20 protein-coding genes are annotated in these 21,713 nt (G+C 69.8%); 11 read left to right on the top strand and 9 right to left on the bottom strand.

Annotation, left to right across the window (positions count from 1 at the left end):
* Positions 1 to 27: 27 nt before the first annotated feature.
* A complete protein-coding gene (locus ACFWN2_RS10370; protein WP_382426443.1) occupies positions 28 to 618 on the top strand; it encodes a short chain dehydrogenase in 591 nt (196 codons plus the stop codon).
* On the opposite strand, the gene ACFWN2_RS10365 is transcribed toward ACFWN2_RS10370, so the two are convergent.
* A complete protein-coding gene (locus tag ACFWN2_RS10365) occupies positions 606 to 1,187 on the bottom strand; it encodes a TetR/AcrR family transcriptional regulator (protein WP_382426441.1) in 582 nt (193 codons plus the stop codon). The genes ACFWN2_RS10370 and ACFWN2_RS10365 overlap by 13 nt on opposite strands.
* Before the next feature lie 103 nt (positions 1,188 to 1,290).
* On the opposite strand from ACFWN2_RS10365, the gene ACFWN2_RS10360 reads away from it, so the two are divergent.
* From ACFWN2_RS10360 to ACFWN2_RS10340, 5 genes are all read left to right on the top strand, one after another.
* Positions 1,291 to 2,814: an MDR family MFS transporter gene (locus ACFWN2_RS10360; RefSeq protein WP_382427429.1), complete on the top strand. Its 1,524-nt coding sequence runs from the start codon at positions 1,291 to 1,293 to the stop codon at positions 2,812 to 2,814.
* A gap of 14 nt (positions 2,815 to 2,828) precedes the next feature.
* Entirely contained in the window at positions 2,829 to 3,314 is a 486-nt protein-coding gene (locus ACFWN2_RS10355) for a universal stress protein (RefSeq protein WP_382426439.1), read from the top strand.
* A gap of 238 nt (positions 3,315 to 3,552) precedes the next feature.
* Positions 3,553 to 5,679, top strand: coding sequence for a hypothetical protein (locus ACFWN2_RS10350; protein WP_382426437.1), 2,127 nt, complete (start codon positions 3,553 to 3,555; stop codon positions 5,677 to 5,679).
* A gap of 19 nt (positions 5,680 to 5,698) precedes the next feature.
* Entirely contained in the window at positions 5,699 to 8,002 is a 2,304-nt protein-coding gene (locus ACFWN2_RS10345) for a glycoside hydrolase N-terminal domain-containing protein (RefSeq protein ID WP_382426436.1), read from the top strand.
* A gap of 41 nt (positions 8,003 to 8,043) precedes the next feature.
* The gene (locus ACFWN2_RS10340; RefSeq protein WP_382426434.1) at positions 8,044 to 8,373 is read left to right on the top strand and encodes a hypothetical protein; all 330 of its coding nucleotides are present in this window, start codon (positions 8,044 to 8,046) and stop codon (positions 8,371 to 8,373) included.
* Here the strand turns inward: ACFWN2_RS10340 and ACFWN2_RS10335 are convergent.
* Positions 8,367 to 9,377 (bottom strand): LacI family DNA-binding transcriptional regulator, encoded by a 1,011-nt coding sequence (locus ACFWN2_RS10335; protein ID WP_382426432.1) that lies wholly within the window; start codon positions 9,375 to 9,377, stop codon positions 8,367 to 8,369. The two genes, ACFWN2_RS10340 and ACFWN2_RS10335, sit on opposite strands and share 7 nt — an antisense overlap.
* Positions 9,378 to 9,476: 99 nt before the next feature.
* Between ACFWN2_RS10335 and ACFWN2_RS10330 the strand changes: the two genes are divergently transcribed.
* From ACFWN2_RS10330 to ACFWN2_RS10320, 3 genes are read left to right on the top strand one after another with little or no spacing between them, the layout of a single operon-like run.
* Positions 9,477 to 11,333: a discoidin domain-containing protein gene (locus tag ACFWN2_RS10330; RefSeq protein WP_382426431.1), complete on the top strand. Its 1,857-nt coding sequence runs from the start codon at positions 9,477 to 9,479 to the stop codon at positions 11,331 to 11,333.
* A 49-nt stretch (positions 11,334 to 11,382) separates the two neighbouring features.
* Positions 11,383 to 13,191 carry a ricin-type beta-trefoil lectin domain protein gene (locus ACFWN2_RS10325; protein WP_382426429.1) on the top strand — a complete coding sequence of 603 codons (1,809 nt, stop codon included), beginning with the start codon at positions 11,383 to 11,385 and terminating at the stop codon, positions 13,189 to 13,191.
* 36 nt (positions 13,192 to 13,227) lie between these two features.
* Positions 13,228 to 13,353 (top strand): hypothetical protein, encoded by a 126-nt coding sequence (locus ACFWN2_RS10320; RefSeq protein ID WP_382426427.1) that lies wholly within the window; start codon positions 13,228 to 13,230, stop codon positions 13,351 to 13,353.
* Between the two features lie 7 nt (positions 13,354 to 13,360).
* Here the strand turns inward: ACFWN2_RS10320 and ACFWN2_RS10315 are convergent, their stop codons facing one another.
* The 3 genes from ACFWN2_RS10315 to ACFWN2_RS10305 all read right to left on the bottom strand — a co-directional run bounded on the left by ACFWN2_RS10315 (position 13,361) and on the right by ACFWN2_RS10305 (position 15,570).
* Positions 13,361 to 13,669, bottom strand: coding sequence for a hypothetical protein (locus ACFWN2_RS10315; RefSeq protein ID WP_382426426.1), 309 nt, complete (start codon positions 13,667 to 13,669; stop codon positions 13,361 to 13,363).
* A gap of 54 nt (positions 13,670 to 13,723) precedes the next feature.
* Positions 13,724 to 14,128 carry a DUF6292 family protein gene (locus tag ACFWN2_RS10310; protein WP_382426425.1) on the bottom strand — a complete coding sequence of 135 codons (405 nt, stop codon included), beginning with the start codon at positions 14,126 to 14,128 and terminating at the stop codon, positions 13,724 to 13,726.
* A gap of 71 nt (positions 14,129 to 14,199) precedes the next feature.
* A complete protein-coding gene (locus tag ACFWN2_RS10305) occupies positions 14,200 to 15,570 on the bottom strand; it encodes a M14 family zinc carboxypeptidase (protein ID WP_382426424.1) in 1,371 nt (456 codons plus the stop codon).
* Between the two features lie 112 nt (positions 15,571 to 15,682).
* Here ACFWN2_RS10305 and ACFWN2_RS10300 point away from each other — a divergent pair, with 112 nt between their 5' ends.
* A complete protein-coding gene (locus tag ACFWN2_RS10300) occupies positions 15,683 to 16,408 on the top strand; it encodes a spermidine synthase (RefSeq protein ID WP_382426423.1) in 726 nt (241 codons plus the stop codon).
* A gap of 30 nt (positions 16,409 to 16,438) precedes the next feature.
* Positions 16,439 to 19,063, top strand: coding sequence for an AAA family ATPase (locus tag ACFWN2_RS10295; protein ID WP_382426421.1), 2,625 nt, complete (start codon positions 16,439 to 16,441; stop codon positions 19,061 to 19,063).
* On the opposite strand, the gene ACFWN2_RS10290 is transcribed toward ACFWN2_RS10295, so the two are convergent.
* From ACFWN2_RS10290 to ACFWN2_RS10275, 4 genes are all read right to left on the bottom strand, one after another.
* Positions 19,047 to 19,424: an ester cyclase gene (locus ACFWN2_RS10290; RefSeq protein ID WP_382426419.1), complete on the bottom strand. Its 378-nt coding sequence runs from the start codon at positions 19,422 to 19,424 to the stop codon at positions 19,047 to 19,049. The two genes, ACFWN2_RS10295 and ACFWN2_RS10290, sit on opposite strands and share 17 nt — an antisense overlap.
* Positions 19,424 to 19,843, bottom strand: coding sequence for a Dabb family protein (locus tag ACFWN2_RS10285; protein ID WP_382426418.1), 420 nt, complete (start codon positions 19,841 to 19,843; stop codon positions 19,424 to 19,426). Before ACFWN2_RS10285 ends, ACFWN2_RS10290 begins: the two co-directional genes overlap by 1 nt.
* Position 19,844: 1 nt before the next feature.
* Positions 19,845 to 20,969 (bottom strand): MFS transporter, encoded by a 1,125-nt coding sequence (locus tag ACFWN2_RS10280; RefSeq protein WP_382426417.1) that lies wholly within the window; start codon positions 20,967 to 20,969, stop codon positions 19,845 to 19,847.
* Between the two features lie 73 nt (positions 20,970 to 21,042).
* The gene (locus tag ACFWN2_RS10275) at positions 21,043 to 21,699 is read right to left on the bottom strand and encodes a GntR family transcriptional regulator (RefSeq protein WP_382426416.1); all 657 of its coding nucleotides are present in this window, start codon (positions 21,697 to 21,699) and stop codon (positions 21,043 to 21,045) included.
* Positions 21,700 to 21,713: the final 14 nt, after the last annotated feature.

The following is a 21,713-nucleotide window of genomic DNA, read 5'->3' as shown; positions in this document are numbered from 1 at the left end:
GTCCGGAGCCGACCTAGCGTCGGTGGCATGAGAATTCTGCTCGTAGGAGCGACCGGCACGCTGGGCAACGCGGTGCACGAGGGGCTCGCCGAACGCAAGCACGACGTCGTGACCGTCTCCCGCACCGGGGGCGACCTCCAGTTCGACGTCACCGACCCGGCCCAGGTGGCCCAGCTGTACCAGACCGTCGGCCAGGTCGACGCCGTCGCGTCGGCCGCGGGGCACGTCCCGTTCCGGCCGCTGCGGGACCTGACGATCGAGGACTACCAGGCGGGGGTGACCGGCAAGGTCCTGTCGCAGGTCGCACTCGTCCGGGAAGGGCTCGCGCACGTGGCCGAGTCGTTCACGCTGATCACGGGCGTGCTGGCGCGGGAACCGATCGTCACCGGCGCGGCCGCCGCACTGGTGAACGGCGCGGTGGAGGCGTTCGTGCGCGCCGCCGCCATCGAGATCGCCCCGCAGCGGATCAACGCCGTCAGCCCGACGGTGTTCACCGAGTCGCTCGACAAGTACGGCGACTACTTCCCCGGCATGAAGCCGGTGCCGCTCGCCGAGGTCGTGCGGGCGTACGTCAGGTCGATCGAGGGGCGGCAGACCGGGCAGGTCTACGTGCCCTGAACGCTCACGCGGCTCAGCAACCGGTCGACGAGGTCGGGCAGCCGCTGCTCGCCGGCACCCTCCAGCCACAGCGCGATGCCGGTGCGGATCGTGGCGAGGAACGTCGCCGCCATCAGCCTGGCGACCTCCTCGTCCGGCTCGCGGTGCACCAGCACGGCGGTCAGGTCCCGTTCGAGCGCGACCTGGTCGCCCGCCTGCCGGGCGATCAGCGACGGGTGCCGGCGCAGCAGCCGCAGCTGCTCGATCCACTCGACGTCCGGGAGCGGCCGGTCGCGGTAGAGCTCGGCGGTGGACGCGCGCAGGGCCTGCCACGGCCCCTCGTCCGCCGGCCGGGCCGCGACCAGGGTGACCAGCGCCCTGATCCGCTCGCGGTCGGCGGCGACGACCGCGTCCTCCTTGCTGGTGAAGTAGTTGGAGAACGTCCTGCGCGACACCCCGGCCTCGTCCGCGATCTCCTCGACCGTCACCCCGTCCAGCCCGCGTTCCATGGCGAGCCGCAACGCCGCCGCGGCCAGCGACCGGCGGGTCTCCGCCTTCTTGTGCTCGCGCAGCGTGGTGAGCGTCTCCATGCCGATCAGCCTAGCGGGTGTACGTTGCTCATTGCGCAAATTTGCACGACGCGCAAGAATTAGGGTGACGAAGGGGCGAGACGTGAAGATCGAGACTCAGGCGATGGGGCACCGGCAGGTGCTCGAGTCGCTGTCCGGGCTGTTGCTCGCGCTGTTCGTGGCCATGGTCAGCTCCACGGTGGTCTCCACCGCGCTGCCGCGGATCATCGGCTCGCTGAACGGCACGCAGACGCAGTACACCTGGGTGGTCACCGCCACCCTGCTGGCGGCGACGGCCACGACCCCGATCTGGGGCAAGCTCGCCGACCTGTTCAACAAGAAGACGCTGGTCCAGGCCGCGATCGTGATCTTCGTGATCGGCTCGCTGCTCAGCGGCTTCGCCCAGGACACCGGACAGCTCATCGCCGCCCGCGCGTTCCAGGGCCTCGGCGTCGGCGGCCTCCAGGCACTGGTGCAGGTCGTGATCGCCGCGATCATCCCGCCGCGCGAGCGCGGCCGCTACAACGGCTACCTCGGCGCGGTCATGGCCGTGGCGACGGTCGGTGGCCCCCTGCTCGGCGGTCTCATCGTCGACGTGTCGTGGCTCGGCTGGCGCTGGTGCTTCTGGGTCGCCGTGCCGATCTCGGTGATCGCGTTCGTCGTGCTGCAGGCCACGCTGAAGCTCGAAACCGTGCGCCGTCAGAACGTCAAGATCGACTACCTCGGAGCCGTGCTCATCGCCGCTGGCGTGAGCGTGCTGCTGATCTGGGTCTCGTTCGTCGGCAACTCGTTCGACTGGCTGTCGTGGGAGACCGCGCTCATGGCCGGCGCCGGCGTCGTGCTGCTCGGCATCGCGGTGGCCGTGGAACGGCGGGTCGAGGAACCCGTCGTGCCGCTGCACATCGTCGTCCAGCGCACCCCCGCGCTCGCCATCATCGCGAGCCTCGCGGTCGGCATGGCCATGTTCGGCGGCGCGGTGTTCCTCGGCCAGTACTTCCAGATCGGCCGCGGCTACTCGCCGACGGAGGCGGGCCTGCTGACCATCCCGCTGATGGCGGGCGTGCTGGTGTCGTCCACGATCTCCGGCCGCCTGATCAGCCGCACCGGCAGGATCAAGCCGTACATCGTCGCGGGCACCGTGACCCTGGTGCTCGGCTTCCTCGGCCTGGGCTTCGTCGACCACGCCACCGCTCTGTGGATCGTCGGCGTCGCGATGGCCGTCGTGGGCATCGGCGTCGGCATGACGATGCAGAACCTCGTGCTGGCCGTGCAGAACAGCGTGCCCCTGAGCGAACTGGGCGCCGCCAGCGCGACGGTCACGTTCTTCCGCTCGCTGGGCGGCACGATCGGCGTCTCGGTGCTCGGCGCCGTCCTCGCCAACCGCGTGACGGCCGACCTCTCCACCGCGCTGCACGTGCCGGCGGGCCAGTCGACCGGCAGCACCAGCGCGTTGAACCTCGCCGCTCTCCCGCCCGAGGTCCAGACGATCGTGCACACCGTCTACGGCGACGCGACGGCGCACATCTTCCTGATCTCCGCCGCGGTCGGCGTGATCGGCATCATCGCGGCACTGCTGCTCAAGCCGATCACGTTGCGCACGACGATCGATCTCGAGAAGAAGGAAGCAGACTCAGCGGTCGCGCGATAACCGAGGGGGACACCATGAGCGCCGGCCTGAACAACGCCTTCGAGTCCACAGTGGACTGCTTCGGTCCCGCTCCCCTGCCGTCGTCGCGGACCATCATGGTCGGCCTGGACGGCTCCGACACGGCGATGCGCGCGGCAGCCTCGGCGTTCGGCCTCGCCCGCCGCCAGGGAGCACGACTGGTCGTCACGTTCGTGGCGTGCCACTCGTCCCTGGCTGCACTGAGCCCCGCCGCCGCGTCGGTCTTCGAACACGAGGCCACCGCCCACCTGTACGCCGAACTGCGCGACCAGGCCCGGCAGTTCGCGGAGGAGCTCGACGTGCCGGTGACGTTCGTGAAGGCGTTCGGCGACCCGGTCACGGTGCTGCGCGACTCGGCCGACCAGTGCCAGGCCGACATGGTGGTCGTCGGGGCCTCGCAGCAGGCCGGGCACCGGTTCGCCGGGTCGGTGGCGACGCGGCTGATCCGGTCGGGCCACTGGCCGGTGCTCGTGGTGCCCTGACCGCCACACCTCGGATCACATGATGCCCGCACTCGATCGCCGAGTGCGGGCATCAGTGCGTCTAGCTGCAGATTCACATCCACGGACGATCGTTGGTCAACTTGTCTCGTTGTCATAGGTCGGAGCGCTGTACGGTACGGACGGGCGCAGGGATTTCTAAACTTAATTTAGTATTTATTCTTGACGCGATCGGACGACCGCAGCACACTTCAGCCACTCGACGACGAGAGGTACGGGTATGCCGAGAACCCTGCTGTCCGTGGCCACCATCGCCTTGGCGCTGCTCGCGCCCACGGCGGCTGCCGATGCCGCACCATCCCCCGTGGAGCACGCCGGTGTCGACCAGGGCGCCCCCACCTACTACGACTCCGGCCTCGCACGCACCCCGTACATGGGGTGGAACTCCTACTTCGCCGTGGGCGCGGCGTCGGAGGAGAAGGTGCTCGGGGTCGCCGACCACCTCGTCAGCAGCGGCCTCGCGAAGGCCGGGTACGACATCGTGTGGATCGACGGCGGGTGGAACGCCAGTCCGCCTCGCGACGCCAAGGGTTCGCTCGTGCCCGATCCCGCGCGATTCCCGTCCGGCTTCGACAAGTTGGTGGACACGTTGCACGCCAAGGGTTTGAAGGCGGGCATCTACACCGACGCGGGCGCGTGGGACGGCAAGAACTGCGCGGCCGGCAGCGGTGGCGGGTACTACGAGGCCGACGCGAAGCAGTTCGCCGGGTGGGAGTTCGACGCCATCAAGATCGACTTCCTGTGCGGCATCGCGCAGAACATGGACCCGGCCGTCGCCTTCACGCAGTTCTCCGCGGCGGTGCGGAAGGCCGGACGGAAGATGATCCTCAACCTCTGCAACCCGGTCACGGACGAGTGGAGCGTGCCGCACCGCTGGGACCAGACCGCGTACGTGGCCTACACGTACGGGCCGCGCGTCGGCGACTCGTGGCGCACCAGCACGGACGTCGCGTTCGGCACGCCGTACGAGGGCATCTGGCGCGACGTGCTGCGCAACATGGACCGCAACCTCTACCGGCCCGGCGCGCAGGGTCCCGGTCACTACAACGACCCCGACTACCTGATCCCGATGCGCAAGACGGAGCAGGGCACGTACGAGCTCAACGAGGAGGAGTCGACCTCACAGCTCGTCATGTGGTCGGTGATGGCCTCGCCGCTGATCATCGGCTCCGACCCGCGCACGCTGCCGCCGTCGATGATCGAGACGCTGAAGAACCCCGAGATCATCGCGGTCGACCAGGACCCGCTCGCGATCCAGGGCGTGCGCGTCGCGGGGTCGAACAACGTCGACGTGTACAGCAAGGTGTTGTCCGGCAAGGGAGAACGGGCCGTGGCGGTGCTCAACCGCAACGACCAGCCCTCCGAGTTCACGATCAACCTCGCCGACACCGGTCTCAGGGGCGCCATCTCGATCCGCGACCTGCGTGCTCGCGCCGACCGCGGTACCGCGACAGGCGCCTACACCGTCACGGTTCCCGCGCACGGCACCGCGTTCCTCAAGCTGCGCGGCGAGACCGCCGTCCCCGGCACCGACCTCGGCGGCGAGACCTCGGCCAGCCCTGCCCTGATCCGCTGGGACGACAGGACGATGGCCACGTTCGCCCGCGACAGGTCGGGCCGCCTCACCCAACGGTCGATGGTCAACGGCGAGTGGCGCAACTGGGTCGTGCTCGGTGGTCCGCGTGGCGGCCAGATCCTCGGCCAGCCCTCGGCGTTCGCGAGTCCGAACGGCCGCGTCGACCTCTTCGTCCGCGGCACGGACAACGTCGCGTACCAACGCACTTACACCAACGGCAAGTGGGGCAACTGGACCTCGCTCGGCGGCACGCTGACCGACTCGGTGTCGGTGGCGTTCAGCGGCCCCGACAGTTGGAGCCTGTTCGGCCGTGGCGCCGACGGCCGGGTCTGGACGCGCGACAGGAACAACAGCACCTGGACCTCGGTCGGCTCTCCCGGCAACCAGCAGATCTACGGCAGGCCCTCGGCGGCGACGGTCGCGTCCGGCACGTTCGTCGTGGTCCGGCTGCAGGACGACTCCGCCTGGTACCGCAGGCGCACCGCGAACGGCTGGTCCGCGTGGACCTCGCTGGGCGGCGTGATCAGCGGCAGCCCGACGGCGGTCGCGAACGGCGACCGGGTCAACGTCTTCGTGCGGGGCAGCGACTACACGCTCTGGCAGCAGGACCTCGTCAACGGCGCGGGCACCTGGTGGTTCAAGCGCGACCAGTTCGTCAGCAACGCGCTGACCGGCGCTGTGGGTGGCGCGGCCGGTGCGAACGGCACGACGTGGGTCGCGGTGCGCGGTCCGGACGACGCCGTGCACGTGTCCAGCCTGACCGCCCCCTGACCGAGCCAGGAGTTCACCGATGACCTCACGCCGCACTTTCCTCAGGTCCGCAGGAGCGTTAGGACTGGGGGCCATGGTCCTGCCCGCGTTCTCCGCCCACGCCGAACCCCACCGGCCCTCCGGCAACCCGCTCGCCCCCAACCCCACCACCCTCTGGTACCCCGCCCCCGCCGACGAGGCGAAGATCATCGAACAGGGTCTCCCGATCGGCAACGGCCGGCTGGGCGCACTCGTCGGCGGTGGCGTCGAGAAGGACTTCCTCTACCTCACCGACGTCACGCTGTGGACCGGCGAGCTGAACGACACCCTCGAAGGCGACGGCCAGCTGCCGTACGACTCCACGCACTTCGGCACGTTCTCCATGCTGGCCAAGCTCTACGTCACCGTCCCTGGCCACGCCGGCGCCACGAACTACCGCCGCGAGCTCGACCTGAGCAACGGCCTCGTCACCACGAGGTACACCCACGGCGGCAAGCAGTACCGCCGCGAGATCTACTCCAGCCACCCGGACGACGTGGTGGTCGTCCGGCTCGTCGGCCCGAACCAGTCCGGCACCGTCGACCTCGTCGGCGCGCACGGGGAACCGTCCGTGGGCGACGCGCCGCACACCGCGGCCGTCTTCACCGGCTCGTTCCCGAACAAGCTGGCGTACAGCGGCGTCGTGACGGCGTTCAGTCCTGATGGAACGGTCGAAGTGGACGGTGCGAAGATCGCCTTCACCGGCTGCTCCGACCTGGTGATCGTGTTCTCCGGCGGCACGAACTACGTCCCGGACGCCTCCCGGGGCTTCCTGGACCCGCTCCTCGAACCCGCGAAGCTCGCACTGCAGAAGGCGAACGTGCGCGCGAAGGCCGACGCATTGCTGCGCACGCACGTCGCCGACTACCGCAAGAAGTACGACCGGCAGAAGGTCGACCTCGGCCGTTCCACCGACGCCCAGCGCGCGATGGACACGTGGACCCGGCTCCAGGCCAGGGCCGCGAACCCCGCCCCCGACCCGGAACTGGAGGCGAGCTACCTGCAGTTCGGCCGCTTCCTCGCCATCACGGGCTCGCGCGACAACCTGCCGATCAACCTCCAGGGCCTGTGGCTGTCGAACAACACGCCCGACTGGTACAGCGACTACCACACCGACATCAACATCCAGATGAACTACTGGCTCGCGGACAGGGCCGCGCTGTCGGACACGTTCGACGCGCTGGCGAACTACTGCGTGGCGCAGCTGCCGGCGTGGACGAACACCACGCAGGCGGTGTACCAGGACGAGCGCAACCGGTTCCGCAACACCAACAACCGCGTGGCCGGGTGGGCGGTCGCCTTCTCCACCAACATCTACGGCGGCAGCGGCTGGTGGTGGCACCCCGGCGGCAACGCGTGGCTGTGCATGTCGTTGTTCGAGCACTACGAGTACACGCTCGACCGCGACTACCTGGCCAAGATCTACCCGTTGCTCAAGGGCGCCTGCGAGTTCTGGGAGGCACGCCTGGTCGAGACGCCACAGGGCCTGGTCGACGACCACGACTGGTCGCCGGAGCACGGCCCGCAGGACACCCGCGGCAACACGTACAACCAGGAGCTGGTGCACCACCTGTTCGGCACGTACCGCACCGCGACGGACGTGCTGCGCCGCGACCAGTCCTACGGCCGCAGGATGTCGGCGCTGCGGGAAAGGCTGTACCTGCCGGTCGTCAGCCAGAAGACCGGCATGCTGCAGGAGTGGATGTCGCCCGACGACCTCGGCGAGACCACGCACCGGCACCTGTCGCCGCTCGTCGGCTTCTTCCCCGGCGACCGGATCAACCGCGACGACTCCCCCGCCGCGGTCCTCGACGGCGTGAAGCAGCACCTGATCACCCGCGGCATGGAGAGCTTCGGCTGGGGCCTCGCGTGGCGGGCGGCGTGCTGGGCGCGGCTGAAGGACGCCGACCGGTCGTACGAGCTGTTCCAGAAGGTCATCCGGCCGTCGATCGACCACGCGAACGGCACGGCGCCGAACTTCTTCGACATGTACAGCTTCGGTGACCGGTCCATCTTCCAGATCGACGCGAACCTGGGCGCTCCGGCCGCGATGCTGGAGATGCTGCTGTACGCGCGGCCGGGCGTGATCGAACTGCTGCCCGCGCTGCCCTCGGCGTGGAAGACGGGCTCGGTCACCGGGATCGGCGCGCGCGGCGGGTTCACCGTCGACCTGGCGTGGAGGAACGGCAAGGTGACCACCGCGACCGTCCGCAGCGTCGGCGGCACGGAGACCGAGGTGCGCTTCGGCCGTTGGAAGAAGAAGATCAGCCTGCGGAAGGGCCAGTCGGTGACGCTGCGCCCCTAAAGGCAGCGAGTTCGTGGTCATCGGCGCTCTACCATCGGCCGGTGACCACGAATCCCGCTGAGGTCGTCCTGACGAGCCCGCGTTCGGCTTTGGCGCAGCGCGTGTTGTCCGGGGTCACGATCGCCGCGCTGGCCGGCGGCATGGCCGTGCTCGCCTTCTCCGACGAACCGTGGTGGGCGATCGCGTTGTGGGAGCTGGGCATGCTCGTCGTCGTGGTGATCATGCTGGCGCTCTGGGCCTCGGCCGGGGAGTCCGCCAAGGAGACGGCTGCCTTGCGCGCCAACGGAACCACCGTGGTCGCCGAGGTTCTCGACAGCACCTCGCGGGATGACAGCGAGACCGTCACGCGCGCCTGGGCCGTCGTTCACTGACGGGCGGCCGTGGAACCGCGCACCACCAGCGTCGTCGCCAGCTCGATGTGCAACGCCTCGGGCTCGTGCCCGTCCAGCACCCGCATCAGCTGCGTCACGGCGATGCGTCCCATCTCCTGCAACGGTTGCCGCACGGTCGTGAGCGGCGGTGAGGTCGCCTCCGCCAGGTCGATGTCGTCGAACCCGGCCACCGACAGGTCCTCCGGCACCCGCAGCCCGCGTTCGCGAGCCGCCCGCAACGTGCCGACGGCGACCTTGTCGTTGAAGCACACGATCGCGGTGGGCCTGGGTTCCAGCGCCAGCAACTCCTCCGCGGCCATCCTGCCGTGCGTCGTGGTGGGTTCCACGTGCCGCAGGCGATCCGGCGTGAGCAGCACTCCTGCCTGAGCCAGGGACGCGCGGTGCCCGGCCAGGCGGGCGTCACCGGCCAGCCACTCCTCCGGCCCGGCGATCACCGCGATGTCCCGGTGCCCCAGTTCGATGAGGTGGTCCGCCACCGCGCGCGCTCCCGCGAAGTGCGCGGCCGACACCGAGGCGATGTCGGGCAGCGGCAGGACGCGCGGGTCGACCACGACGAACGGGTAACCCGCCTGGGACAACGCGACGAGCTCGTCGCCCTCCTCCGGCGGCAGGATGAGGATCGCGCCGTCGACGTCGGCCGCGGCGGGCAGGTCGCGCAACGCGCCGGAGCCCTGGCCGGACTCCCCCGCGTCCAGCACCAGCCGCAGGCCGTGCAGTTTCAGCGCGTCGGCGATCGAGGAGACGATCAGCCCGAAGTAGTCGGTGAGGACGTACGGGCAGCGGACGTAGATCGTGCGGGTCCTGGACGCGGCAACGTCCTGCCTGCGCCGTTCGACGGCCTGGAGCACCAGGTCACGGGTTCGCTGGGCCACGTTGACGTGATCGTTGAGCACGCGGGAGACGGTCGCGATCGAGACGCCCGTCTCCGCCGCGATGTCCCGCAGGCTCGCGCGCTGTTTCACGTTCTCGATCTTGCGTTCCACCAGGTCAATGTACCGGAAATCCTCCAGACCATTGACCGTCGCAACGACCGGGTGTTTCATCCTGAAAGCTGACGTTTCACAGTGATGGATGGGTGTTACATGAGACGAACCGCGATCGTGGCCCTGGTCCTCGGTCTCACCGCCGTGCCGACCGCAGAGGCCTCCGCGCCGCCGCAGGTCCGCGTCTTCGTCACGACTCCGGACCGCGCGGAGCTGCTGCACGAACGGCCGCGCGTCGCGTTCGGCACGAGCGAGTCGGCGCACCCGACGATCGTGGTCGACCCCGACCGCCGCTACCAGGAGGTCGACGGCTTCGGCGCCTCCATCACGGACTCGTCCGCCGAACTGCTCGCGGGTCTCCCCTCGGCCGTGCGCGCGGAGACCATGCGCAAGCTGTTCGACCCGAACAGCGGCATCGGTGTCAGCTTCCTGCGCCAGCCCGTCGGGTCGTCCGACTTCACGGCGGCGCAGGAGCACTACACCTACGACGACGTGCCGGCCGGGCAGACCGACTTCCCGCTCAGGCACTTCAGCATCCGCCACGACGAGGCGAAGATCCTTCCGTTGCTGCGCGAGGCGAAGCGCCTCAACCCGCGCCTCAAGGTCATGGCCACGCCGTGGAGCCCGCCGGCGTGGATGAAGGAAAACGACTCGCTCGTCGGAGGCAAGCTCAAGGACGACCCGAAGATCTACGACGCCTACGCGCGCTACCTCGTGAAGTTCGTGCAGGCGTACGCACGTGCCGGTGTGCCGGTCGACTTCCTGTCCGTGCAGAACGAGCCGCAGAACCGCAAGCCCGACGCCTACCCCGGCACGGACATGGGCGTCGCCGCGCAGGTGAAGGTGATCGAGGCGCTCGGCCCGAAGCTCAGGCTCGCCAGCCCGCGCACCAAGATCCTCGGCTTCGACCACAACTGGGCCACTCACCCCAACGACGGCACGGCGGAAGCCGACTACCCGTACCAGATCCTGCGGTCCAAGGCCGCGAAGTGGGTCGCGGGCACGGCCTACCACTGCTACTACGGCGACCCGAGCGCGCAGACCGCGTTGCACGACGCCTTCCCGGACAAGGGGATCTGGTTCACCGAGTGCTCGGGCTCCAAGGGCGTCGACGACCCGCCCGCCAAGGTCTTCAGCGACACCCTGCGCTGGCACGCCCGCAACGTCGTCCTCGGCACCACCCGCAACTGGGCGCGCAGCGCGGTCAACTGGAACATCGCGCTCGACAGCACCGGCGGCCCGCACCTCGGTGGTTGCGGCACGTGCACCGGCCTCGTCACCGTGCAGCCGGACGGGTCGGTCGTCACCGACGCCGAGTACTACACCATCGGGCACCTCTCGAAGTTCGTGAAGCCCGGCGCGCGCCGGATCGCCAGCACGTCGTTCGGCACCACCGGCTGGAACGGCCAGACCATGGACGCCGCGTTCCGCAACCCGGACGGTTCCACGGCTTTGGTGGTGCACAACCAGAACGACGACCCGCGCTCGTTCGCCGTCAACGTCGGTGACCGCACGTTCGAGTACACCCTGCCCGGCGGCGCGCTGGCGACGTTCACCTGGACCAGCCAGCTCCGCAGCAAGCTCGACGCCGTGTCGCTGAAGGGCGCGACCGCCTCTCCTGACGGCGCGCTCGCGATCGACGACGACGCGTCGACCCGCTGGTCGAACAACGGGGCCCAGGCGCCCGGCCAGTTCCTGCAGGTCGATCTGGGGCGCCGCAAGGACTTCCGCCGCGTGGCGATCGACTCCGGTGGCAACCTCGGCGACTACGCCCGCAACTGGGAGCTCTCGGTCAGCGACAACGGCACGAGCTGGCGCAGGATCGCGTCCGGCGAGGGCGTCGGCCAGCTGACCAACGTCGACGTCCGCCGCACCAGCGCGCGGTACGTCCGCATCACGTCCACCGGGGCCGCGAACAACTGGTGGAGCATCTCCGATTTCCGGCTCTACAACTGAATTACCGCTGTCGGGCGCCCAACCCCTGCAAGGAGCGCTTATGTCAAAGGTGACACAACGTTGGCGCGGTATCGCGATCGCAGCAGCCGTGGTGACGGCGGGGTCCACACTGGTCTCCCCGTCCGCCACCGCGGCGACCAACGCGAGCGTGTGGCTGACCACGGGTGACAGGTCGGCCCAGCTGACCAAGCAAGCGGACGTGGCGTTCGGCTCGGGTGGCACCGGGCCGACGATCACCGTGAACCCGAACTCCACCTACCAGTCGATGGTGGGCTTCGGCGCGTCGTTCACGGACGCGGCGGCGTGGAACATCTTCAACTCCCCGCGCCGCAACGAGATCATGAACAACCTGTTCGACAAGAACAACGGCATCGGCATGAGCTTCATCCGCCAGCCGATCGGCGCGACGGACTTCTCGCGCAGCTTCTACACCTACAACGACGGCGCGGCGGACCCGTCGCTGTCGCGGTTCTCCATCGACCACGACAGGCCGTACATCCTGCCGCTGTTGCAGCAGGCCAAGCAGCTCAACCCGCAGGTCGCCGTGATGGCGACGCCGTGGAGCGCGCCGGCGTGGATGAAGAACAACAACAACCTCATCCAGGGCTCGCTCAACGACAGCCGGATCGGCGTCTACGCCGACTACCTGGTCAAGTTCGCGCAGGCGTACAAGGCCGCCGGCATCCCGATCGACTACCTGAGCGTGCAGAACGAGCCGAACTTCGAACCGCCGGGCTACCCCGGCATGAGGATGTCGGCGCAGCAGCAGGTCAACGTCATCAACACCCTGGTGCCGAAGCTGCGCGCGGCCGGTGAGCAGGCGCGTCTGCTGGGCTACGACCACAACTGGGACGACACGAACTACGCCCAGGTCGTGAACAACGGCGCCGGCAACAACGTGATCGGCTCCGCGTGGCACTGCTACGGCGGCAACCCGAGCGGCCAGTCCGTCGTGAAGAACAACCAGCCCGGCAAGGACATCTTCTTCACCGAGTGCTCCGGCACGAAGTCGGCCAACGACGCGGCGACGTTCCGCGACACGTTGCGCTGGCAGGGCATCAACCTCGCCATCGGCGCGACGCGCAACCACGCGCGGTCGGTCGCGATCTGGAACATGGCGCTGGACCAGAACAACGGCCCGGTGATCGGCAGCTGCACCAACTGCACCGGCGTCGTCACGACCAACGGCGGCAACGTCATGTACAACGCCGAGTACTACGTCCTCGGCCACCTGTCGAAGTTCGTGCAGCCCGGCGCGGTCCGCATCGACTCGACCGGCTACGGCGAGGGCGGCGTGCAGAACGTCGCGTTCCGCAACCCGAACGGCCAGATCGTGCTCGTCGCGCTGAACTCGGGCGGCCAGCAGAACTTCCGGGTGCAGTACAACGGCCAGACGTTCGGCTACAACCTCCCGGCAGGCGCGATGGCGACGTTCACGTGGCCCGGCACGCTCGACCCGGGTCAGCCCCCGACGGGCCGCACCGGCGCCATCACGGGCCTGGGCGGCAAGTGCCTCGACGTCACCGACGGCTCGACCGCGAACGGGAACCTGCCGCAGCTGTGGAGCTGCTTCAGCGGCCCGAACCAGACGTGGACCCTGGCGTCCGACGGCACGGTGCGCGGCCTGGGCAAGTGCCTCGACGTGACCGGCAACGGCACGGCGGACGGGTCGCCGGTCCAGCTCTGGGACTGCTTCGGCGGCCCGAACCAGCGGTGGACGGCGTCGGGCGGCACGCTGGTCAACGTCGGCAGCAACAAGTGCCTCGACGTCATAGGCAACAACACGGCGGACGGCGCGAAGCTGCAGATCTGGTCCTGCACGGGCGGCGCGAACCAGCGGTGGACGGTGCCGGCGTAGGAGCTTGAGGTCATGTCGTGCGGGTAACCGCACGACATGACCGATCCGATCAACCCCGAAGCGCCTCATTCGCCCGGCACGCCGAGTCTCGACGACCTCGACGTCGAGGAGCCCGAAATCCCGCAGGAGACGACCGAGGACGAGAGCGAACCGCCGGACTAAGCCTCTCTCAAGCGCGGGCCGGAACCGCGGCCCGCGCACCGGGGAGGAACGACCGTGCCGCCGTCAGCAGCGTGCGGGCCTCCATCAACTCCCCGTACTCCAAGTGCTCGTCCGCAGCCGCGACGTGCATCAACGCCCGCTGCGGCGCCTCCGGCGAGTCCGACACGGCTCGGGCCAGGCACTTGCGCGCCCGCTCGATCTGCTCGGCGAGGTCACTGCCCGCCGTGACGCGGATGAGCGCGAGAGCCTCGCGGATCGCTCGGTCGAGTGCGCTGGAACGCATGTGCTTGCCGCCTTCGGAAACAGCCGGGGACATGGCGCGCCGACTGCTTGACGCGGCACCGGCTACCCGCGTCCTCCGCAGGCCAAACTACGAGAGAACCGCCCGCTGCGACGGCACGAACGCGGCGAAGTCGCGGTTGGCCCTGCCCTGCTCCTCGTGCAGCAGCCCGGACACCCAGCTGACGACGGCGTCCGGCGCGGGTCGTGGGTCGCCGACCAGCCGGGCGACCTCCACGAGCTCCCCGATCCGGTCCTCGACGGCCACGGCCCACCCGGTCAGCTCGTTCCAGACGAGCGCCACGTAGTGCTCCGGGAAGTCGGGCAGCCGTCCGTCCAGGGCCACGTACGCGGTGACCATCGGCTCCATGTCGGCGCACGAGCTGTCACCGCGCAGACCGAGCCCTGTGACGACCTGCCCCAGGTAATGGCGCACATCGCGCACGGCGGAATCGTCGAAGTCGATCTCGATGTCGATGCCGGGCTCGATGCTCATGGCGCGCGGATACCCCTGCGGGGTGTGGCCAAACACGATGTGACCGGCCACACCCGGTTGGAGTAGCGAAATCAGCCCACGTACGGGTTGGCCGCCTTCTTCGTGGCGTAGGTCAGCATCGGCTTGACCTTCGCCCAGTGCCCGTCCTGGCAGGAGTAGGCGGGCAGGAACCCTGCGCACTCGCCCTGCCAGTTGCCGATCTCCCACGTGTAGTGCGGGACGCCGAGCTCGCCGTACACCCAGTCGTCGATCGAGCCGCCCGCGGTGTAGAGCAGCTCACCGGGCTGGCCGTACTGCCAGTCCGGACCCGCGAGCTGGGCCATGTCCTTCGCCATCGCGCGCAGTGGCCCGTCGTTCGGCGACGGCGTGGTCGTGTAGCCCCACGGCAGCAGGACGACGTTGAGGGCGGAGTGCATGGTGATCACCATGCCGCGCGTCTTCGGGTCCGCCGGGTCGTTCACGCCGGGTCCGCGCATGTCCGCGAAGAGGCCGCGGAAGAGCTTCTCCAGCGCCTTCGTCTCCACCTCGGAGTCGGGGCTCGGGCCGCGGTAGATCTGGTGGCACGGGTCGGCCGACGTGCCGTTGTCGCCCCACTGCGCGTCGAAGTTCCGGTTGACGTCGATGCCGATCTGGGCGTTCGGGTCCTCGGTCGTCGGGCACTGCCTCGGGCCGTTGGTGTAGTTCGCGTTCTTGCGTTGCAGCTTCGGCGAGTCGCCGCCCGACTGGACGATCTGCACGCCGTCCGGGTTCGCGATCGGCACGACCCACACCTCGGTCGTGTCGAGCAACGAGGTGACCTCGCGGTCCTTGCCGTAGCCCTGGGTCAGGTGGTCGATCCACCGCCACGCCATGTCGCCCGTCGTGATCTCGCGGGCGTGGATCTGGCCGGAGACGACCATCCTCGGCTTGCGGGCGTTCGGGTTCAGCCGGCAGTCGCCGGGGCCCCTCTTCGTGATGCAGACGGCCTTGAGGTCGTGTCCGCCGGCGCCCTGGGTCTTGCGCCACGAGTCGCCGTAGTCGACGACGGTCGCAAGGCGCGGGTACCGGCCCGCCACCTGGTCGAGGTGGGCGTAGTGGGCCTTGATCGTGCGATATCCCCCGTAGTACGTCTCGTTGATCCCGTGGCCCTGCGTCTTCGCCGTGGACGACGGCGGCGCCATCACGGACTCGACCGCGCCGGTGTACCCGGCCTCGCTCAGCCTGGTGTGCGTGACCTTCGAGCCGAGCACGAACAGGTCGTCGCCGTCGCGCTGCTCCAGCACGTCGAACCCGCGCGCGAGCAGGTCCTGCGCCTTCTGCCCGAGCGGCGCGGGAACGCGGTAGACGTACGTCGGTCCGTCCTGCACGGCGACGGGCGCCGGCGGCTGCGCCGTCGACGTGCCGACGAGGAAGACCAGACTGGCGGCACCCGCCAGCGCAAGGCTCAGCCTTCGCTGCTTCATTCTGTCCGTACCCCCTGTTGAAGACAGTCATGTCCGCATGCGCGGCACACGCTCCCACAGAAGCACTTCGTTCGCCCACCACTTGAGCGTCTCAACAGCCATCATGGTCACCATGCGATTCGAGACCGTCGAACGCCGCCGCGTGCGTTCCGGGATGGCCGACGTCGAACAGGACCGCGACCGCCGAGAAGCCTGGCTGATCAGCGTCGACGGCACTCCACGGTCCTATGTGGACCTGCTGGACCCCGCCAACCTGCCGTTCGGGGTGACGCGCAGGATCGCGGACGTGGTGGACGCGCTGCCGCCGGGTCCGGTGAACGCCCTGCACGTCGGCGGTGCGGCGGGAAGTCTGCCGCGCTACGTCCAGCACGTCCGCCGCGGCTCCGACCAGCTCGTCGTGGACGCCGACGAGGCGATGGTCGACCTGGTCAACGCCCATCTCCCGGTTCCCACCGGGATCTCCGTGCGCGCCGGGAACGGAGCGGACTCGATTCGCACCGCGCGTGATCTCGACCTGGTCGTGGTCGAAGCCGTTGGCCTGCCTGAGGAACTCGCGAGCGCGGAGTTCCAGCAGCACGTCGCCGACGCGTTGACGGGATCCCGCACGTACGTCGTGAACGTGGTCGACCAGCCCGATTTGTCCGTCACCACCAGGCTGATCGACGTCGTTAGTGCCAAGTTCGGCGTTCCGTTGGTGATCGCCGATCTGGGGGTGTTGGCGGGAACGGGACCCGGCAACGTGGTCCTCGTGTCCACCGAGGCGGCGCTGCCGGTCGCGCAGCTCGAAACCAGGGCACGCGAAGCCCGTTTTCCCGCCGCCGTCTCAATTGGACTCTGAACTGGACAGGAGACGCCTACGGTTGGGCACATGGACGCGCTGACCGCACCTCCGCTCCTCGGACGTGACGACGAGATCAGTTGTCTGTCCGGGATGCTCGCCGCCGCCAGGGAAGGGCGTGGTGGCGCGCTGGTGCTGCGCGGCGAGGCGGGCATGGGCAAGAGCGCCCTGCTCGACCACGTGCGGGAGTCGGCGTCCGGGTTCCGCGTGCTGGAGGCGTCCGGGTCGGAGTTCGAGACCGAACTGCCGTACGCCGCGCTGCACCAGTTGTGCCTGCCGTTGCTCGGCTCGCTGACCGGGCACCACCGCGAGGCGCTCGACGTCGCGTTCGGGCTGGCGAACGGCAAGCCCGACGTCCTGCGCGTCGGCATGGCCGCGCTGGACCTGCTCGGCGGCCAGGAGCAGCCGGTGCTGTGCCTGCTCGACGACGCCCACTGGCTGGACGAGGCGTCGGCGCGGGTCTTCGCGTTCCTCGGACGGCGGCTGGCCTCCGAACCCGTCGTGCTCGTGTTCGCCGCCCGGCAGCCGTGGGCGCGTTCGCTGCTGGACGAGCTGCCCGGCCTGGAGCTGCGCGGACTGGCCGACGCCGAGGCACGCGCGTTGCTGTCGTCAGGGCCGGTCGCGGTGGTCGACGACAAGGTGCGGGAACGACTGCTCGCCGAGGCGCGCGGCAACCCCTTGGCACTGCTGGAACTGCCCAAGGCAGGCGGGTTCGCGCTGCCGGACGTGGCGTCGGTGCCGAGCCGGATCGAGCGCAGCTTCCAGGACCGGTGGGCGGCCCTGCCCTCCGGCGCGCGGCTGCTGCTGACCGTCGCCGGCGCCGATCCGACCGGAGAACCCGGTCTGCTGTGGGCGGCGGCGGCCGAGCTCGGCATCGACGTCGCGTCGGCCGGGGTGGAGGCCGAGGCGTCCGGACTGGTCGGCCTCTCCACGCGGGTGCGGTTCTGCCACCCGCTCGCCCGGTCCGCCGTCTACCTGGCCGCTTCTCCCGCCGAACGCCAGTCGGCGCACCTCGCGCTGGCCGCCGCCACCGATCCGTCGAGCGATCCCGACCGGCGGGTGTGGCACCGCGCGCAGGCCGGCACCGGACCGGACGACTCGCTGGCAGCGGAGCTGGAGCGCTCGGCCGAGCGGGCTCGTGCGCGGGGCGGGGTGGCTGCCGCGGCGGCGTTCCTGGAGCGGGCGGCAGCGTTGTCGCTGGACCCCGGTCTGCGGGCGGATCGCACGCTGGCCGCGGCTGCGGCGAAGCTCGACGCGGGGGCGGTCGACGTCGCCGCCGAGCTGCTCACGACGTTCGCCGCGGACGACCCGGAGGCCGACCTCCTGCGCGGCCGGATCGCCTTCGTTCGCACCAGGTCGAACGACGGGCCGTCCTTCGTGCTGCGGGCGGCTCGCCGGATGAGCGGTCCGTCCGCACGGGACGGTGTGCTGGACGCGTTGGAGATCGCGCTCGCGTTCGGACGCCCGAGCGGCGTGATGGAGGCCGTGGTGCGCGAGGCCCGGACGCTGGAACGCGGCTCGGACGCGTTGGAGGCGTTGGTGCTCCTCGCCGACGAGGGACACGCGGCCGCCGTTCCCCTGCTGCGCCAGGTGTTCTCCGGCGACGCGTGGACGCGGCATCCCGCGCTGGCGACGATGCTCGCGGGCGAGCTGTGGGACACCGGCGTGCACTCGTCGGTGACGGACTGGCTGGTGAAGACCGGACGGGACTCCGGGTCGCCGTTCGTGCTGCGGCTCGGGCTCGCGCAGGTGGCGACGCGCGCGGTGCTCACCGGCGAGTTCGGCAGGGCCGTGTCCGCGATCGCGGAGGAAGAGGCCGTCGCGGACGCCGTGGGAATGCCTCCGCTGCGGTATCCGCGGTTGCACCTGGCGGCGATGCGCGGCCGGAGGGACGAGGTGCTGGCCGAGTCCTCCGACACGCTGCGGGAGGCGTCCCGACGGGAGGGGCTGCTGGTCGCGAATGTGCACTGGGCGTCCGCCGTGCTGCACAACGGGCTCGGCGAGTACCCGGTGGCACTGGCCGCGGCTCGGGAGGCGGTCGCGCCGGGCGACCTGTACCTCACCGGGATGGCGCTGCCAGAACTGATCGAGGCGGCGATGCGGTGCGGTGAGACGGCCGTCGCCGCGGAGGCGTTGGAGGACCTGGTCTCCCGGACTTCTCCCTGCGACACCCCGTGGGCGTCCGGTGTCGCGGCCTGCTCGCGTGCCCTCGTCATGGGCGAGGAGTCGTCGTTCGTCTCGGCCTTGCGGTTGCTGGAGACGTCCGCGGCCCGGCCCCATCTCGCACGGACCCACCTGGTGTACGGCGAGTGGTTGCGCCGGGCCGGCCGTCGCGTCGACGCTCGCGCTCAACTGCGTGCGGCGCACGAACTGTCGTCCTCCATCGGGATGGAGGCCTTCGCGGCGCGGGCGGCACTGGAACTGCAGGCCACCGGCGAGGTCGCGCGCAGCCGGTCCGCCCAGGCCACCGACGAGCTGACGATGCAGGAGACGCACATCGCCCGGCTGGTGGCGACCGGCGCGACGTCCAAGGAGGTCGCCGCGCGGCTGTTCCTGAGCCCCCGCACGGTGGATGCCCACCTGCGGAACATCTACCGCAAGGTGGGCATCAACTCCCGCCGCCAGCTGGCCGGCCTGTTCAGCTCCTCGGCATGATGCCGAGCTGCTGAGCCGCCCACAGGCCGTCCGCGTTGAGCCAGTACTCGGCGATCCTGCCGTCCTCGACGCGGAGGATGTCCGTACCGTGGAAGGAGACCGCGCCGGCCTCGGCGAACCAGCGCACGACGTGGAACGGGTCCTGCACGATCGGCCCGACCTCGATGCTGAACTTGAGCCCCGGCATGTTCTCGTGGGAGCCCTTCACCCACTCGACGAGCGCCTGCCGTCCACTGTGGTCCTGCGACGGCCCGCCGGTCAGCGGCGCCACGTGCCACACGAAGTCCTCGTGGACGATCTGCCCGGCGCGGGCGAGATCGCCGTTCCAGAACTCCAGCCAGTCGTTGACCAGGTCGCTCATCACTTCTCTCCGTGCTGGCCGGGGGCGGCGCTGCCCGTGTACTCGCCGAGGTCCGACACCAGCTTGGTGAGCTCGGGGTCGCTGTCGTAGCGCTTCTGGTGCAGGGCGGCGATCTTCGCGCCCATCTCGGGGTCCTCGTCGTCGGTGATGTCGAACGAGGCGAACTTGTCCACCAGCGGCAACCCGACCCGGTCGGTGTTGCGGTGCGCGGGGTGGATCAGGTACTCCCAGTACCCTTCGAGGTCCTCGATGACGAACGTGGCGCCCCACTCGTACTCGCCGCCGTAGTCGCGTCCGACCACAAAGGACTTCACGGACGGGATCACGCGCCCCTGGTTGCGCAGGCTCTCCAGCGCCTCCTCGATCTGCTCGGGCGAGGCGTCCTTGCGCAGCGTCAGGCGGTTGCCGTGGTAGATCATGTCAGTTCTCCTTGTACGTCAGGGCGAGTGCCGCCCCTGCGACGGTGGTGGCGATCCCGGTCCACGCGAACGCTTGCGCGATGCCCGTGGCCTCGATCAGGGGTGCGACGACGAGCGGTGACAGGAACTGGCCGAGGAAGATGCCGGCGACGAGCCCGCTCAGCACGCGGCCGCGCTGCTCCGGTTCCGCGAGACCGGCGAGGGTGGTGTTGAGGTTCGGCACGACCAGCCCCACTCCGAACCCGCCGAGGAGCAGACCGGCGGTGATCAGCGCGATCCCGTTCGCCGCGCCGATGATCAACCAGCCCGCGCCCAGCAGTGCGACGCTGATGGCGGTGATCTTCGTGGTCCTGAGCTTCGGGAAGACCAGGGCTCCCACGACGCTGGTCAGGGTGCTGCCCGCGATCACCGCGCCGATCGTGGTGGTGTCGGCGTTCAGTTCTCGCAGCAGGAACGGGAGCTGCGTCGGCGCCATGTAGAAGACGAGGGTGGCCGTGAGCGCCATCAGGTAGATCCCGATGGCCTTCCGCGGAAATCCGGCCGTGGTCGTGGCCTTCGTCGCGGCTGGACGTTCACCGGTGGGTGTCAGTGCTGCCGCCAGCGCGATCGCGGCCGCCACGCTGTAGAGCCAGAACGGCAGCCGCCAGTCGACGCCGGCCAGGACTCCCGCCAGTGGCAGGAACACCACACCGCCCAAGCTCGCCGCCGCCTGCTGGTAGCCGAGGAACCTCGTGCGGCTCTCGCCCTCGAACCAGTCCGTGATCAGGGCGCTGACGGAGGTCATGACGCCGCCCACCGCCAGTCCCAGCAGGGCTCTGGTGCCGAGGAGGACCGGCAGGCTGGTGACGAAGTAGCCAGCCGTTCCCGCGAGGGCGTACAGGACGAGGCTCCCGGTCAGGAGCGGCTTGCGGCCGGTCCGGTCGGCGGCGAGGCCCGCCAATGGCGCGCTCACCGCGATGGCCAGCGAGGTGATGGTGAGGGCGAGCTTGACCAGGACCTCCTGGCCGTACACCTCGCCCATCGCGGGCAGGCTCGGGGCGATGATGGCCGCAGCCATGATGGTGAGGGTGGCGGAGGCGAGGACCACCGCCTGGGCCGGTCGCGTCGGCGCGGTTCGTGTTGTCACGGGAGTAGCGTCGCGGCCGGGCGGGGTCGTTCGCGTCGGTAGTCGTTGCGTAGATGCGGCGGCTACGCAACGACTACATGCGGTCCAGCAACCGGGCCCGCGCGATCTCCAGGTGCGCGGTCATCGCCGCACTCGCCGCCTCCGGGTCCCCCGCGACCAGCGCGTCCACGATCGCCCGGTGCTCGGTGATCGTCTGCACCCCGAACGGCTGCTGGAAGTTCAGCCGGAACAGGTGCAGGTGGCAGTGCGTCTTCGCGAACGACTGCAGCACGGCCTCGTTCCCGGCGATCCGCAGGATCAGCTCGTGCAGGCGCTGGTCGTGGGCGGTGAGGTTCTTGTAGTCGTCGTACGCGTTGTCCGCGGGGGCGGCCGGGCAGGTCGCGAGCTCCTCCTCGATCTCGGCCGCGAACTCACGGGTCATCCGCACCGCCGCCAGTGCCGCGGACGGCGGTTCGAGCAGCAGGCGCAGGGCGTAGAGGTCGTCCACCTGCTTGCGGTTCAGCAGGTCCGTAACGCTGTAGCCGCGCAACGGGAGCCTGCTGACCAGTTCCTCGGACTCAAGGCGGGCGAGGGCTTCGCGGACAGGGGTCGGGGACACGTCCAGGCGGCGGGCCAGCTCGTCTATGTTCACGCGGGCGCCCGGCGCCATGCCGTCGCTCATGATCAGGGCACGGATCTGCTCGTAGACGTCGTCCGCGAGCACGCGCCTGGCCGGTATCCGCAACTCCACTCCCGAAGCTCCCG

It is taken from the genome of Lentzea sp. NPDC058436, assembly GCF_042721515.1.
In the GTDB taxonomy this organism is placed as follows: domain Bacteria; phylum Actinomycetota; class Actinomycetes; order Mycobacteriales; family Pseudonocardiaceae; genus Lentzea.
Note: the sequence above shows the minus strand (reverse complement) of the source record. Positions and strands in the feature narration are given on the sequence as shown.